General features: G+C 59.0%; 13 protein-coding genes. 3 read left to right on the forward strand and 10 right to left on the reverse strand.

The features are described 5' to 3' along the window. Nucleotides 1-141: 141 nt before the first annotated feature. Together AB7M26_RS08130 and AB7M26_RS08135 are read left to right on the forward strand one after the other, a co-directional pair. The gene (locus AB7M26_RS08130) at nucleotides 142-1,425 is read left to right on the forward strand and encodes an aspartate aminotransferase family protein (protein ID WP_123497352.1); all 1,284 of its coding nucleotides are present in this window, start codon (nucleotides 142-144) and stop codon (nucleotides 1,423-1,425) included. A 201-nt stretch (nucleotides 1,426-1,626) separates the two neighbouring features. Beyond that, a complete protein-coding gene (locus AB7M26_RS08135) occupies nucleotides 1,627-1,785 on the forward strand; it encodes a YqaE/Pmp3 family membrane protein (protein ID WP_007904205.1) in 159 nt (52 codons plus the stop codon). 88 nt (nucleotides 1,786-1,873) lie between these two features. On the opposite strand, the gene AB7M26_RS08140 is transcribed toward AB7M26_RS08135, so the two are convergent. The 10 genes from AB7M26_RS08140 to AB7M26_RS08185 all read right to left on the reverse strand — a co-directional run bounded on the left by AB7M26_RS08140 (nucleotide 1,874) and on the right by AB7M26_RS08185 (nucleotide 12,844). After that, nucleotides 1,874-3,706 (reverse strand): S9 family peptidase, encoded by a 1,833-nt coding sequence (locus tag AB7M26_RS08140; RefSeq protein ID WP_123497354.1) that lies wholly within the window; start codon nucleotides 3,704-3,706, stop codon nucleotides 1,874-1,876. Then, nucleotides 3,672-4,847, reverse strand: coding sequence for a pyrroloquinoline quinone biosynthesis protein PqqE (gene pqqE, locus AB7M26_RS08145; protein WP_123497356.1), 1,176 nt, complete (start codon nucleotides 4,845-4,847; stop codon nucleotides 3,672-3,674). Before pqqE ends, AB7M26_RS08140 begins: the two co-directional genes overlap by 35 nt. Beyond that, on the reverse strand, nucleotides 4,819-5,094 hold the full coding sequence (gene pqqD / locus AB7M26_RS08150) for a pyrroloquinoline quinone biosynthesis peptide chaperone PqqD (RefSeq protein WP_123497358.1): 276 nt from the start codon (nucleotides 5,092-5,094) through the stop codon (nucleotides 4,819-4,821). The genes pqqE and pqqD overlap by 29 nt, the downstream gene beginning before the upstream one ends. After that, a complete protein-coding gene (gene pqqC, locus AB7M26_RS08155; RefSeq protein WP_123497360.1) occupies nucleotides 5,091-5,843 on the reverse strand; it encodes a pyrroloquinoline-quinone synthase PqqC in 753 nt (250 codons plus the stop codon). The genes pqqD and pqqC overlap by 4 nt, the downstream gene beginning before the upstream one ends. Before the next feature lie 127 nt (nucleotides 5,844-5,970). Continuing rightward, entirely contained in the window at nucleotides 5,971-6,882 is a 912-nt protein-coding gene (pqqB, locus tag AB7M26_RS08160) for a pyrroloquinoline quinone biosynthesis protein PqqB (protein WP_123497362.1), read from the reverse strand. 84 nt (nucleotides 6,883-6,966) lie between these two features. Next, entirely contained in the window at nucleotides 6,967-7,041 is a 75-nt protein-coding gene (pqqA, locus tag AB7M26_RS08165) for a pyrroloquinoline quinone precursor peptide PqqA (protein ID WP_009045898.1), read from the reverse strand. 156 nt (nucleotides 7,042-7,197) lie between these two features. After that, complete coding sequence (gene pqqF / locus AB7M26_RS08170; RefSeq protein ID WP_123497364.1) at nucleotides 7,198-9,636, reverse strand: pyrroloquinoline quinone biosynthesis protein PqqF; 2,439 nt, start codon at nucleotides 9,634-9,636, stop codon at nucleotides 7,198-7,200. A gap of 38 nt (nucleotides 9,637-9,674) precedes the next feature. Continuing rightward, nucleotides 9,675-10,469 carry a carbon-nitrogen hydrolase family protein gene (locus tag AB7M26_RS08175; RefSeq protein ID WP_123497366.1) on the reverse strand — a complete coding sequence of 265 codons (795 nt, stop codon included), beginning with the start codon at nucleotides 10,467-10,469 and terminating at the stop codon, nucleotides 9,675-9,677. 12 nt (nucleotides 10,470-10,481) lie between these two features. Continuing rightward, nucleotides 10,482-12,164: a flavin monoamine oxidase family protein gene (locus AB7M26_RS08180; protein ID WP_123497367.1), complete on the reverse strand. Its 1,683-nt coding sequence runs from the start codon at nucleotides 12,162-12,164 to the stop codon at nucleotides 10,482-10,484. 218 nt (nucleotides 12,165-12,382) lie between these two features. Further along, a complete protein-coding gene (locus AB7M26_RS08185) occupies nucleotides 12,383-12,844 on the reverse strand; it encodes an Lrp/AsnC family transcriptional regulator (RefSeq protein WP_007904219.1) in 462 nt (153 codons plus the stop codon). A gap of 157 nt (nucleotides 12,845-13,001) precedes the next feature. Between AB7M26_RS08185 and AB7M26_RS08190 the strand changes: the two genes are divergently transcribed. Next, complete coding sequence (locus tag AB7M26_RS08190) at nucleotides 13,002-13,649, forward strand: peptidase M41 (RefSeq protein ID WP_123497443.1); 648 nt, start codon at nucleotides 13,002-13,004, stop codon at nucleotides 13,647-13,649.

The raw sequence follows: 13,649 nt of genomic DNA on the forward strand, positions 1-13,649 counted from the left end.
ATCGAAATGGCTCAGTGCCTTGCCTAAGCCTAGTCTAACCGCATTCACAGGGCTTACAGGGCCAGAGCGCACGATGAATAGCGTTTACGACGGTGGTGTTTACATAGGCAAGACAGAAAACCTCAAACGAGGTTTTACCCAATGAATCTGTTCAACCTGCGACGCAAACCACCGAGCCTTGATGACCTGGCGATGGACACCTCCCTGTCGTCCAGAAGCGACAACTTAACCAGCGAGTGTCTGATGCCCAGTGTCGAACGGCCGAAACAGATTTTCGTGCGGGGCCAAGGCTCATGGCTGTGGGACAGCGATGACCGCGCTTATCTTGATTTCTCACAGGGTGGCGGCGCCAATAGCCTTGGACATAGCCCTTCGGCACTGGTCAAAGCCATTTCGGAACAGGCTCAGTCGTTGATCAACCCAGGTTTCAGTTTGCATAACCGTGGCATGCTCAACCTCACGGAACGGCTCTGTACCAGCACCGGCAGTGACCAGGCGTACCTGCTCAACAGTGGCAGCGAAGCCTGTGAAGCAGCGATCAAGTTGGCGCGCAAATGGGGTCAGCGACATCGCGGCGGTGCTTCGAGGATCATTGTTGCCAGTAAAGGTTGTCATGGCCGTAGTCTCGGGACGATTTCAGCGTCGGACAGTTCCAATCTGATCAACCGATTCGAGCCACAACTGCCGGGCTTCAGTCATGTTCCGTTCAATGACCTGCCGGCGTTGCATGCGGCCGTGGACGCCCAGACTGTCGCAATCATGCTCGAACCGATCCAGAGCGAGGCCGGAGTGATTCCCGCCACCGAACACTACCTCAAAGGTGTCGAGCGCCTGTGTCGTGAGCTTGGCATCTTGCTGATACTCGACGAAGTGCAAACCGGCATCGGTCGCTGCGGCAGCTTGCTCGCCGAACAGTCCTACGGCGTGCGGGCAGATATCGTCGTGCTCGGCAAAGGACTCGGCGGTGGCGTGCCATTGGCGGCATTGCTGGCGCGAGGCAAGGCCTGTTGTTTCGAAGTCGGCGAACTGACCGGCACGCATCACGGCAATGCGCTGATGAGTGCTGCCGGTCTTGTCGTCCTCGACAATGTGCAGGAAAAGGGCCATCTCGATCATGTGCGCGAGGTCGGTCAGCATCTGCGTGAAGGCTTGAGTCGTCTGGCTCATCGCTACGGTCACGGTGAGTTGCGCGGGCAAGGACTGCTCTGGGGGCTTGATCTGTCCGACGATTCGGCTGAGGCCGTAGTCAAGGCTGCGCTGTACGAAGGATTGCTGCTCAACGCCCCGCAACCCGATTGCTTGCGCTTTACCCCAGCCCTCACCGTTAGCAAGGCCAATATCGACGAAATGCTCCTGCGCCTGGCCCGTGCCTTCTCCCGTGTACGCACCGCGCAACTGCAGTGCCGCAAAGGTATTGCGGTCTGATCAGCCCCGTCCTACACGAATTCTCGAACCGTCTCGCGGTATAACGCATCGCCCTACGCCTGATTCTTTTGGCGTGGGGCGTTTTTTTGTCTTCCTTTGGAGGGAGGCAGTGATCGGAATTTACAACTGAACCCCGTAGAACGCCGCAGGTCGATTAGCTGTATGGTTTCACAAGAGCCAACTTCAATCAGGAGCTACCCCATGGACTTTATTCGAATCATCATAGCCATTCTGTTGCCGCCACTGGGTGTGTTTCTGCAAGTCGGTTTCGCTGGGGCATTCTGGCTGAATATTCTGCTGACGTTGTGCGGTTACATTCCGGGGATCGTGCATGCGGTGTATATCATCGCCAAGCGCTGAGTTTTGATGTGTCAGGTAAATAGCCTTCGCGGGCAAGCCTCTACGTTCTTTAGGAGCGAGGCTTGCCCGCGAAGGGCACGACGCGGTTTCAGCTCGCGAGCGCCATCACCCTTTGATAAAACAACCACTCCTGCTCCAGCGCATGGGCCTGATTGCCGGCCTTGCGAAAGCCATGGCGCTCGTCGGCGTAGTAATGCGCTTCGACCAGAATGCCGTTGTCCTGTAGCGCAGTGACCATGTCGCGGGTCTGTTGCGGCACCACCACGGCGTCCAGTTCACCCTGAAAGAAAATCACCGGAACGCTGATGTTGTTCGCGTGCAGCAATGGCGTGCGCGCGGCGTAGCGTTCGGCGTCCTGCACCGGGTCGCCGATCAACCAATCCAGATAATCACCTTCGAACTTGTGAGTGGCGTGGCCTAGCGCAACGGGATCGCTGACGCCATACAGGCTGGCGCCCGCACGAAAGACCTTGTGAAAGGCCAGTGCGCACAACGTGGTGTAGCCACCGGCGCTGCCTCCACGGATAAACGCTTTGTCGCCGTCGATCAGTCCACGTTCGGCGAGGTAGGCCACCACCGCACAGGCATCTTCCACATCCACATCGCCCCAACTCAAATGCAGCGCCTGGCGATAAGCGCGGCCATAGCCGCTGCTGCCTCGGTAATTGAGGTCGGCCACGGCGAAGCCGCGTTGCGCCCAATACTGGATTCGCGGGTCGAACATCGGGTAGCAGGCTGAAGTCGGGCCGCCGTGAATGAACACCACCAACGGTGGTTTCGTGTCGTTGGTCATTGCCGGGTAGAAGAAACCATGGGCCTCGCCCGAACCGCTTGGATAACGCAGGGTTTGCGGGCGGCTGATCTGTTCGGCTGGCAGCGGTGCGATACCGCCGGCCAGAACGTTGACATGGTGTGTTTCACGGTCGATGGCAATGATTGCCGATGAACTGACCGATGAAGCGGCGATGCAGTAGATGAACTGCTCATCCTGTGCGAGGTGGCGGAAGCGGCTATAGTCGCCAGTGAAATCGTCACGGGAACCATCGCCATGACAAAGCCCCAGTCGACCAAAACCGCCCTCGGTCCAACTCGCCAGATAAGTGTCGTCGCCCAACGGCAACCAGGTGCAACCACCCAGTTGCCAAGGCGCCGGTCCATGGTCGGCGGCAGCGCTTGGCAGTGGGCTCAAGCCGTTGCCCGACTCCACCCACGGCTGCCAGAAACCACCGCGATCCGTCAGACAATACAGATGGCTGCTGTCATCGAATCGAGGTTGTTGCAGTGACTCCTGGGCACTATCGCCGGCCACACATCGAGGTTGCGCAAAACTGCGATCACTCTGGCGTTCGGCAACCATCAGGCGGGTAGCGGTCCAGGGCTGATCCGGGCGATTCCACTCGATCCAGGCCAGACGTCGACCGTCAGGACTCACGGTCGGTGCAGCATAGAAATCGGCGCCTTCGGCCAGCAGATGACGTTGGCCGTCAGTCAGATTGATAGCCACCAGGCGATGTCGATCACGGTTCTCTTCCACCGCCAGCACCTGCCCGTTGGCGAAGTGCAAATCGCCGTAGCGGCATTCACTTGAAGTCAGCACCTCAGGCGCCTCACCGGTCAGTGATTGCCGATACAGCTGCTGATCGGCCTCGTTGACGAAAACCAGCCCGTCATCGGTCAGGCAAAATGCGCCGCCGCCATATTCGTACACCCGGCTGCGCACACTGAAGGTGGGCGGCGTCAGGCAACGAGCCTGGCCGTCGCGCCACCGCCAGATCCGGCAGGCGGCATCCTCGGGGCGGTATTCGTTCCAGAACAGGCCATGTTGCCCGACCTGTAACTCGGCGAAGTCGATGCCGGCCGCGACAGCCTTGGCGGCGCTCAAGGGTTCAGCTTTTGGCGATGAGGCGTGAGTTTCGTTCATTGCGAAAGGCCAGTTGTTCGATGGTCTGGGTCGCGTGTTCGGCTTCTTCGCGGGCCTTGAGAATCACGCCGTGATGTTCCGACTTGCTGCACACCGGGTCGGCATTGCTCGCGTCACCCGTGAGCATGAATGCCTGGCAGCGGCAGCCGCCGAAGTCCTTTTCTTTCTCGTCGCAGGAGCGGCACGGCTCGGGCATCCAGTCGTAACCGCGAAAGCGGTTGAAACCGAACGAGTCGTACCAGATGTGCTGCATGCTGTGGTCGCGCACGTTGGGAAACTGCACCGGCATCTGTCGGGCACCATGACAAGGCAGGGCGGTTCCGTCCGGCGTGACTGTCAGAAAAATGCTGCCCCAACCGTTCATGCAGGCTTTCGGACGTTCTTCGTAATAGTCCGGCGTCACGAAAATCAGCTTGCACGGATGCCCTTCGGCTTCCAGTTTGGCGCGGTATTCATTGGTGATACGTTCGGCGCGCACCAATTGTTCTTTGGTCGGCAACAGGCCAACCCGATTGAGCTGGGCCCAGCCGTAGAACTGGCATGTCGCGAGTTCGACGAAGTCCGCTTCAAGGGCAATGCACAGCTCGATGATCCGGTCGATCTTGTCTATGTTGTGCCGATGGGTGACGAAGTTCAGCACCATCGGGTAGCCGTGAGCCTTCACCGCGCGAGCCATTTCGAGTTTCTGCGCGAAGGCTTTTTTTGAGCCGGCCAGCAGGTTATTCACTTGCTCGTCGCTGGCTTGAAAACTGATCTGGATGTGGTCCAGACCGGCCTTCTTGAAGTCGCTGATTTTCTGCTCGGTGAGGCCAATGCCCGAGGTGATCAGGTTGGTGTAGAAGCCCAGCTTGCGCGCCTCGGCGATAAGCTCGGCGAGGTCTTGGCGTACCAGCGGCTCACCGCCGGAAAAACCCAGCTGCGCCGCACCCATCTCCCGGGCTTCTCGAAAGACTTTGAGCCACTGCTCAGTGGTCAATTCTTTGCCTTGCTCGGCGAAATCCAGAGGATTGGAGCAGTACGGACATTGCAACGGGCAGCGATAGGTCAGCTCGGCCAGCAACCACAGTGGCAGGCCGATTTCGGGCTTGGGCGGTAACTTGATTGACGTGGAGTCAGGCAAGTTCGATCCAGTGCTGAGCACGGGCGACCTCCATGAATTGCTCGATGTCTTCACCAAGCTCGGGCACATCGGGGAATTGCGTGTTCAATTCGGCGATGATCGCCGCGACATCCCGCTGACCATCAATCAAACCGCCAATCAGCGCGGCGCTGTCGTTGAGTTTGATCATGCCTTCCGGGTAGAGCAGCACATGGCCTTTTTGTGCCGGCTCGTACTGGAAACGGTAGCCTGGGCGCCAGGTCGGGGTTTTGCTGCGATCGAAACTCATACGATGATTCCTTTATGCCAGACCCGCTGTTCGGTCACGCTGTGGTACGGCGGGCGGTTCAGTTCGTAGGCCATGCTCATGGCATCGAGCATGCTCCAAAGAATGTCCAGTTTGAACTGGAGAATTTCCAGCATGCGCTCCTGGCCTTCCCGCGTAGTGTAGTGCTGCAAAGTGATCGCCAGACCGTGCTCCACATCCCGGCGAGCCTGGCCCAGGCGAGTGCGGAAATATTCGTAACCGGCCGGGTCGATCCACGGGTAATGCTGCGGCCAGCTGTCGAGGCGCGATTGGTGGATCTGCGGCGCGAACAGCTCGGTCAGCGAACTGCTGGCGGCTTCCTGCCAACGGGCCCGGCGGGCGAAGTTGACGTAGGCGTCGACGGCGAAACGCACACCAGGCAGCACCAGTTCCTGAGAGCGCAGTTGATCCGGGTCGAGGCCGACTGCTTGGCCGAGGCGCAGCCAGGCTTCGATACCGCCTTCTTCGCCGGGAGCGCCGTCATGGTCGAGCAAACGCTGAATCCACTCGCGACGAATCTCGCGGTCCGGGCAGTTGGCCAGAATCGCGGCGTCCTTGAGCGGGATGTTCACCTGATAATAGAAACGGTTGGCGACCCAGCCCTGGATCTGCTCGCGGGTCGCCCGGCCTTCATACATCGCCACGTGATACGGGTGATAGATATGGTAGTAGGCACCCTTGGCGCGCAGGGCCGCTTCGAATTCGGCGGGGGACATTGCGGTGTCAGTCATTGCGGTTCTCCGGGTACAACCGGTGGATTCTTTGGTGTCTGGTCTGACGCCTTCGCGGGCAAGCCCGCTCCCACAGGATTACGAGATCTACTGTGGGAGCGTGGCTTGCCCGCGATGGGGCCATCCGCTACAACACAATACTCATGCCGTCATACGCCACTTCAACCTCGCGCCGAGCCAGCTCCGCACGCTCCGGCGAATCTTCATCGAGAATCGGGTTGGTGTTGTTGATGTGGATAAGCACTTTGCGTTGCTTGGGCAGCTGTTCCAGCACTTCGAGCATGCCGCCAGGGCCGTTCTGCGCCAGGTGGCCCATTTCCCGGCCAGTGCGGGTGCCGACGCCACGGCGCTGCATTTCGTCGTCGTCCCACATCGTGCCATCCACCAACAGGCAATCGCTGCTGGCCATGATCTTCAGCAGCGATATGTCGACCTTGCCCAGGCCCGGTGCATAGAACAGTTTGCCGCCGGTGCTCAGGTCTTCGACGATCAGGCCAATGTTGTCGCCCGGGTGCGGGTCGAACCGATGTGGCGAGTACGGTGGTGCGGCGCTACGCAGGGGCAGCGGGGTGAAGCGCAGGTTCGGGCAGGCCGGGACGGTGAAGCTCTGATCGAGTTCGATACGGTTCCAGTTCAACCCGCCATTCCAGTGAGTCAGCATGGTGAACAGAGGGAAACCGGTGCTCAGGTCTTCGTGGACCATGTCGGTGCACCAGACCTGATGCGGGCAACCTTCGCGCAGACTGAGCAGACCTGTGGTGTGATCGATCTGGCTGTCCATCAGGATGATTGCGCTGATGCCGGTGTCACGCAGCGCGCGGCCCGGCTGCATTGGCGCAAAACTCTGGAGCTGGGCGCGGATGTCCGGCGAAGCATTGCACAGCACCCAGTTCACGCCGTCATCGGAAATCGCGATGGACGACTGGGTACGTGCCTCGGCCCGCAGGCTGCCGTCGCGAAAACCTGCGCAGTTCACGCAGTTGCAGTTCCACTGGGGGAAACCGCCGCCGGCGGCGGAACCTAGAATCTGGACAAACATGGCCGCTCCATCATTGAAAGCTGAAAATAAAAACGCCCCGGCGAGCCGAGGCGTAGCACTGCATTCTCTACCAGGCGGCAGAGCTTAGCGGCTTGCGAAGTACATGGTGACTTCGAAGCCGATACGCAGGTCGGTGTAAGCAGGTTTGGACCAGGACATAGAAGCGCTCCTTCAGGTGGATGGGACAGTTGAGACCTATACATATAGTCCACCTCCAGCTGGAGATGTTCAGATAGTTAGGTGGCTATGTTACTCAAAATTACAGAGCGATTGGCCACGAATCTTTGAGAAAGCTAATTGCAGCGCCGGTAATGATCATTTTGCCACTTGCCAAGGCGGCCCGGAACAAGGCCCGCTGGCCAGACAGCGCCATCCACCATCGGCCCGATTCAGTCGTTGTGCCGCCGCCAGCAAGGCTTCACGGTCGGTCATCAGAATTGCCTGAGGCAGACGCTGCAGGTAATCAGACGAATGGCCGGCCAGTTTGCCTTGCCAGAGCAGCTCGGCGGCCTGGGCGTTGGGCAGGGCGATGCTGTCGAATTGATCGGCCAGGGCTTGACGCTGAGCGATGAAAGTCGCGTCATCGATGCGTTCGATCATCCCTTCCAGTTCGCTGAGGAACTGTTCGATGTGTTCCAGTAAATCCATGGGCGCGACGCTCGGCGATTGCACGCCAAACAGCAGCCCGGTCTGACCGTTTATCTGGCGTAGTCCGCTGAACACGGCATACCCAAGTTGCAACTCTACCCGGAGGCGCTGGTAGAACGGCGTCTGGCACACGTGTGCGAGCACACGCCAGGCGGCTGCATCGGCGATGTCATGGGTTGTCGTCGGACAAAAGAGTAACAACGCGTGTTCGCTGGAGCCGGTATCGACGCAGTTCCACAGATGCTGCGACCGAATCGACGGAGGTGGCGTCAGTTGACTGTCCGCAGTGCCGGGAATACGACTCAAGGCAAGCCCCATCGCTGCTTGAGTCTGGGCAGACAGGCCTGTGGCCAGGCCATCCCAGCGTGCGCTCGACCAGAGTTGCTGTAGGTCATCTGAGGCTACGCTGTGCTCATGGCATAGATCGGGCAATGCTTTGAGAAGCTGTCGAATCGGCATCAATGCAACAGCCGCCGGCTCTTCCTGTGAGAAATCGGCATCAGGTTTTGTCAGTTCTTTCAGCGCATGTTCGAGGACTGTCGGCATTGGTTCCTGCAGCCCCGTCATTTTCAATAGCCATTCGTTGCCCGAGGCACTGAAGGAAAAGTCGACACCGGCCTGACGCGCATCTTCGCGCAGCAACCGCAGGTTGTTTTCCAGATTCGACTGAAGGCGACTGTGAGACGCGAACTCCAGGCGCCAGCGCAGATAAACCGCACCTTCATCCGTATTATCCGGCAACGCCTGACTGAATTGCATTGGCGATCGTTCGCGGCGACTGCGTGAGCGATCCTGGGCAAACGTCCGCAGGCCGCGGTGGGCGCTGGTCTGGCCGCGAATCAATCCGGCATTCGGGGCTGGCGTCTCGGCGCGCAAAAACGGGTTGGGAGTCGGCAGTTGCCACTGGCCGGTAAAGTTATCCACAGCGCCGATTTGTTCAAGGATTGCCTTGAGCGCGACAACGCCCTGTTCGGACAGCCCGGCTTCAAGCTGTTCGCTGTCTCGTCGGGCCAGTTGCAAGGCGCTGCTGACTTGCTGTTGGCGCTGCAGCAGGGCGGAGTACTCTTCGCGCAATTCGGCCCAATCCTGATGGGAGGCAAAAAAGCCCAGCCAATCCAGAAGCCGTTCGCGGATCATGTTGGCCGGTTGCGTGGCGTGGGCGGGCCGTGCGAGTTCGATGTGCAGCAAGGCTTGGCCTGCATAGTGATAGAGCGGCGTGGCTTTCAGGTTGTCCGCCAGCCCATGCTCTCGCAGCTGCGCCAACAGGCCGCCGGTTTTTTCGGCGTTCAGCCAGTGGCACAGGAACGCCAGCGCTTCGGGCGATGAGTCGGGCAGTGCTTCGAAGGTGAACAGCAGATCCAGTCGACGTTCTCCAGCCTGTTGATAACTATTGTCTGAAGAATCCATCAACAGGGTGGGTTTTGTCTGAGGGACTTTCTCGCCGGAGGGAATAGCAACGGCAAACGCCTGCGCCATCCGCTTCAATTCATCGAGACTCTGTGGCCCGGCCAGGCTCAGCGTCATTTGCCCGGACTGGTAAAACCGCTGATAGAAGCCCTTCAACGCTTGCTGGAATTCAGGCTGCGGCACCGGCAGGCTGTAACGGTTTCCTGCATGAAATGCCCGCAAAGGGTGAGCCGCCGAGAGCTCATCGAACAGCGCAAACTGCTGTTGGGCCGTCGCATCCCGCGACCAGGCGACAAATTCGGCGTGCAGAACTTCCCGTTCCCGCCGCTGATCATCCGGATTCATACGCGGATGAGCGAGCATGTCTGACAGACGCTCCAGCCCACCCTTAAACGCCTGAGGCGGCAGTTCGAAAAAGAAGTCCGTCGTACGTTCGCTGGTTCGCGCATTCACCTGCCCGCCATGACCTTGCACGTAGGCCATCAACCCCTGCTCTGCGGGAAAGCGCTCTGTACCCAGGAACAGCAAATGCTCAAGAAAGTGCGCCAGCCCCGGCCAGGCCAGTGGCACGTCGTGACTGCCTGCAGCGACCCGCAACGCAGCGGCGCAGCGCTTCAAATCCGGCGCATGACGCAACGTCACCCGCAGGCCGTTGGCGAGGGTTTCAGTATGAAGGCGAGGGTGATTCAGCGCAGGCATGAGCACTTCCAGAACAGAGAAGCGCTAATGCTAGCGGATTAGGGCTTGTTCAGCTCGCCGTATAGCTCGGGACGGCGGTCGAGGAAGTAGCGATTGGCGGCGCGGGAATCGATCATCAGCTGACGATCCAGTTCACCGACAATCAGCGCTTCATCAAGTCCGGCCTGGGCGATGCGGCTGCCATCCGGCGCGGCGATGCTGCTTTGGCCGCAATACTGGATCTCGCCTTCGTGCCCGCAATAGTTGGCGTAAGCCACATAACACTGGTTTTCGAAGGCCCGTGCCCGGACGGTGACGTCGGCAATGAAATCGTAGGGAATCATGTTCGCTGTCGGTACCAGGATCAGCTCGGCACCGGCCAATGCCAGGCGCCGGGCGTTTTCCGGGAACTCCAGGTCGTAGCAGATCAAAAAGCCAAGCTTCCAGCCGTTGAGTTCAACCAGCGGAAACTCATCCGGCCCGGGGCTGAACATCGAGCGATCGAGGTCGCCGAACAAGTGAGTCTTGCGGTAGTTGCACAACCGTTCACCATTGGCGTCGATCAACTGCACAGCGTTGTAGATCTGCCCGTCTTCGGTACGCTCCGGGTAGCCATACAAAATGGCGATCCCTGTCGTTTTGGCAATGCGCGCGATTTGCTGCGCCGATTCACCGTTGTGCACCTCCGCCAGCACGCTGACCGCATCGATGCCGATGTTGTAGCCGGTCAGGAACATCTCCGGCAGCACCAGCAAGTCTGCGCCCTTGGCCTCCAGCGCCAGTTGATGCAGGCGTTGCAGGTTACCTGCGACATCCAGGGGCAGCGGTGGACATTGGTAAAGGGCTACGCGCATTTCGGATTCCTCTTACTCGGGCAGGGCGATTGGACCGATCTCGTTGAACACATCTCCTGGACCCGGGTTTTCGGCGTGAGTTTCACCGCCGAAGTGTTTCATGATCCCCCACACCGCGTTGAGCGACGTCTGCACCGCGCCTTCGACCCATGCCGGCGTCCAAGAAACGTCGTCGCCGGCGATGAAAATCCCGCGCTGCTCGGCCGGCATATCGTCCTGCATGAAGTGCGCGTACATGCGCTGGTTGTAACGGTAGTGGCCGGGCAGGGCGCCTTTGAAAGCGCCGAGGAAATGCGGGTCGGCTTCCCACGACACGGTGATCGGATCGCCGATGATTCGCGCGGCGATATCGACTTTCGGGTAGATCTTCTTCAATGCATCCAGCGCCAGCTTCACGCGTTTTTCCACCGGGTGCGGGAGCATTTTCAAGGCGTCGCTCATCCACGAGTACGACAGGCAAATCACCCCTGGCTTGTCGTCGCCGTTATCGAACAGGTACGTGCCGCGGGTCAGGCGATCGGTGAGGGTCATGCTCATCAGGTCGCGACCGGTTTCCGGGTCCTTGTCCTTCCAGAATGGGCGATCGACCATCACAAACGTCTTCGACGATTGCATGTAGCGGGTGCGGTCCAGGGCCATCCACATCTTTTGCGAGAACAGGCTTTCGTCGCATTCGATCTGGGTGGTCAGCAGCCAGCTCTGGCAGGTGGTCAGTACTGCCGCGTATTCGCGTGTGTCGCCGTAGTTATCGGTGACGGTAAAACGCCCGTTCGGTGCGTGGGCGATTTTTTTCACACCGGAGCGTGGCGCACCGCTGTGCAACGAACTGAGACTGGTGCCTTCAGGCCAATGCACGCAACGCTCCGGCACATGGCGCCAGATGCCCAGCGGCACTTGTTCCACGCCGCCGACCACCAGATGCTGGTGATCGTCGCAGTTGGTCATCACCACGCGGAAGATTTCCAGCATCGAGTTGGGGAAGTCCGAGTCCCATCCGCCAGTACCAAAACCGACTTGGCCGAACACTTCGCGGTGATGGAACGAGAGCTTGGCGAAGGCTTCGGAGGTGGCGACGAAATCATAGAACGTGCGGTCGTCCCACAGTGGCACCAAGATGTTCCACAGTTCCTTGAGGCGCGGCACGTCGCGATCACGGATTGCTTGCTGGATATCGGAGAACTGCGAGCCGGCTTCCAGAGCATCGGCCCAGGCGTCAGCGACTTCCTGGAACAGTGCAGGAAGATCCGCCAGTTTCTGTGCGTAATGAGTTTTACCTTCCAGATCGATTACCGTGCTGCCCGACGCAGGCGTCAGTGGGTTCGGAAAGGGCTTGGTCTGGAGGCCGAGCTTGTCGACGTAGTGATAAAACGCAGTGGACGACACCGGGAAACGCATACCGCCGAGCTCGGCGATGATGCCTTCAGCGCCATTGAAGGCCTGCGAGCGCAGACGGCCGCCCATCTTCGAGGCTTCGTAGACGACGGGTTTAAGGCCCAGCTTCATCAATTCGTAGGCGGCCACCAGGCCTGCAATGCCGGCGCCGACAATCGCCACTTCGGCGCCGTGATTGTGTGCCGGAATGCTGCCCAGCCCGGCCGGGTGCTCGATCCAGTCGTCGAAAGCGAAAGGAAAATCCGGGCCGAAAACGGTGACCGGTTTTTTACCGTCTGCAGGATGGCGATTGTTCTTGTTCATGGCTGACCTTGCTGGCGACCTGACGCAGAGTGCGCGTCTGAGTATAGGAAAAGATGGCAGCCATTCTAGAGAGCGTAGAACACGTTAATAAGACGCAATGTGTCGTCGTTTTGCTAATTGCTTGATCAATATGACGATGTATCGCTACACACTGTTCAATTGGGAGCGAGCCTGCTCAAGATGAGGCTCGATCAGGCAATGGAATTATCGGTTGAAACTCAAACCGGCTGCCCCCGATCAATCTTGCTACTCAGGATGATCGAAGTCGTCGTCTTTTCCACGCCATCCACACTGCCAATCTGATCCAGCAACTGATCCAGTTGCTCCGGAGAGTCGGTGCGCAACCACGCCACATAATCGAATTCGCCACTCACCGCACACAGCTGCTGCACCTGCGCCATGGCGCTGAGACGACGCAGCACTTCCTTGCCGGACCGTGGTTGCACCGTGATCCCGACGTACGCCTGCAATCCGCCATCCACCACGCGCTGTCCCAGGCGCACACCGTAACCGGTGATTACCTTGGCCTTTTCCAGCCGCGCCAGGCGCGACGTGACGGTGGTGCGGGCGATGCCCAGTTGACGGGCGAGCATGGCCACGCTTTCGCGGGCATTGATCTGCAGGGCTGCGATCAATTGGCGGTCGATTTCGTCAAGGGCGGGCGGGCGGGTGTCAGGCAAAGGGCATCTCCAGCGGTATAGAGCAATGGGCAGGCATGTTACAGGCACATCCTGCACGGTGCTCGTGGCGGTTGACTGGACTAGCCTTGGATGAGACATAAGCCGTTATTCTCATAGTCGAATACGCAACGGAGAGCTGTGACGGGAGATGATGGGAATGAACAAGAAAATGCCTCCCGCTATACGGGAACATGCATTGCAGATCGCGAATCACGAAATGGGGCACTACGTGGTTGCCCGAGCTTTGGGCTTTGAAACGGGTGATGTGAGCTTGAAAGTCACCATGGACTTGAGGCATCAGGCCGGGGCTTCCATTATCTTGACGCGGTCAATTTCCTCGATAGAAGAAATGAAGGAACATTTGGAAAGTCGGCTGATCGTCCTCTTTGCAGGCGCCATGAGTCAGACCTTACCTGCAAAGCATTCGGCCAGGAAACTTGTCGATAAATTGAAAGCGACAGCCATCCTGAATGGAGAGCTCGGGGCAGAACAGGATTACGCAAAAGTAAGGGAGTTACGGCATTTGCTGCGAAATATCTCCTACCCCGATACGGATGCAGCGTCGTCCGAGCGCATAACTGCCGAGCTTAAAGAGATTACTGATCGTGTGTGGTTGCGGACTCAGCAAATCGTAGAGGCGTTGGCCGATACAATTACCGGATTGGGCACGGTGCTGGTAGATGGCATGGTCATCGTGGAGCAATGGGGGAGGCCGGCGGATACTTATGAGATCGTGTTGACGGGGGAAATGCTTGAACGGTTACAGCCAGTGCAGGCCATTCCATCGTTGAGTGTACGGGCCTGA

It is taken from the genome of Pseudomonas sp. F-14 TE3482 (assembly GCF_053629455.1).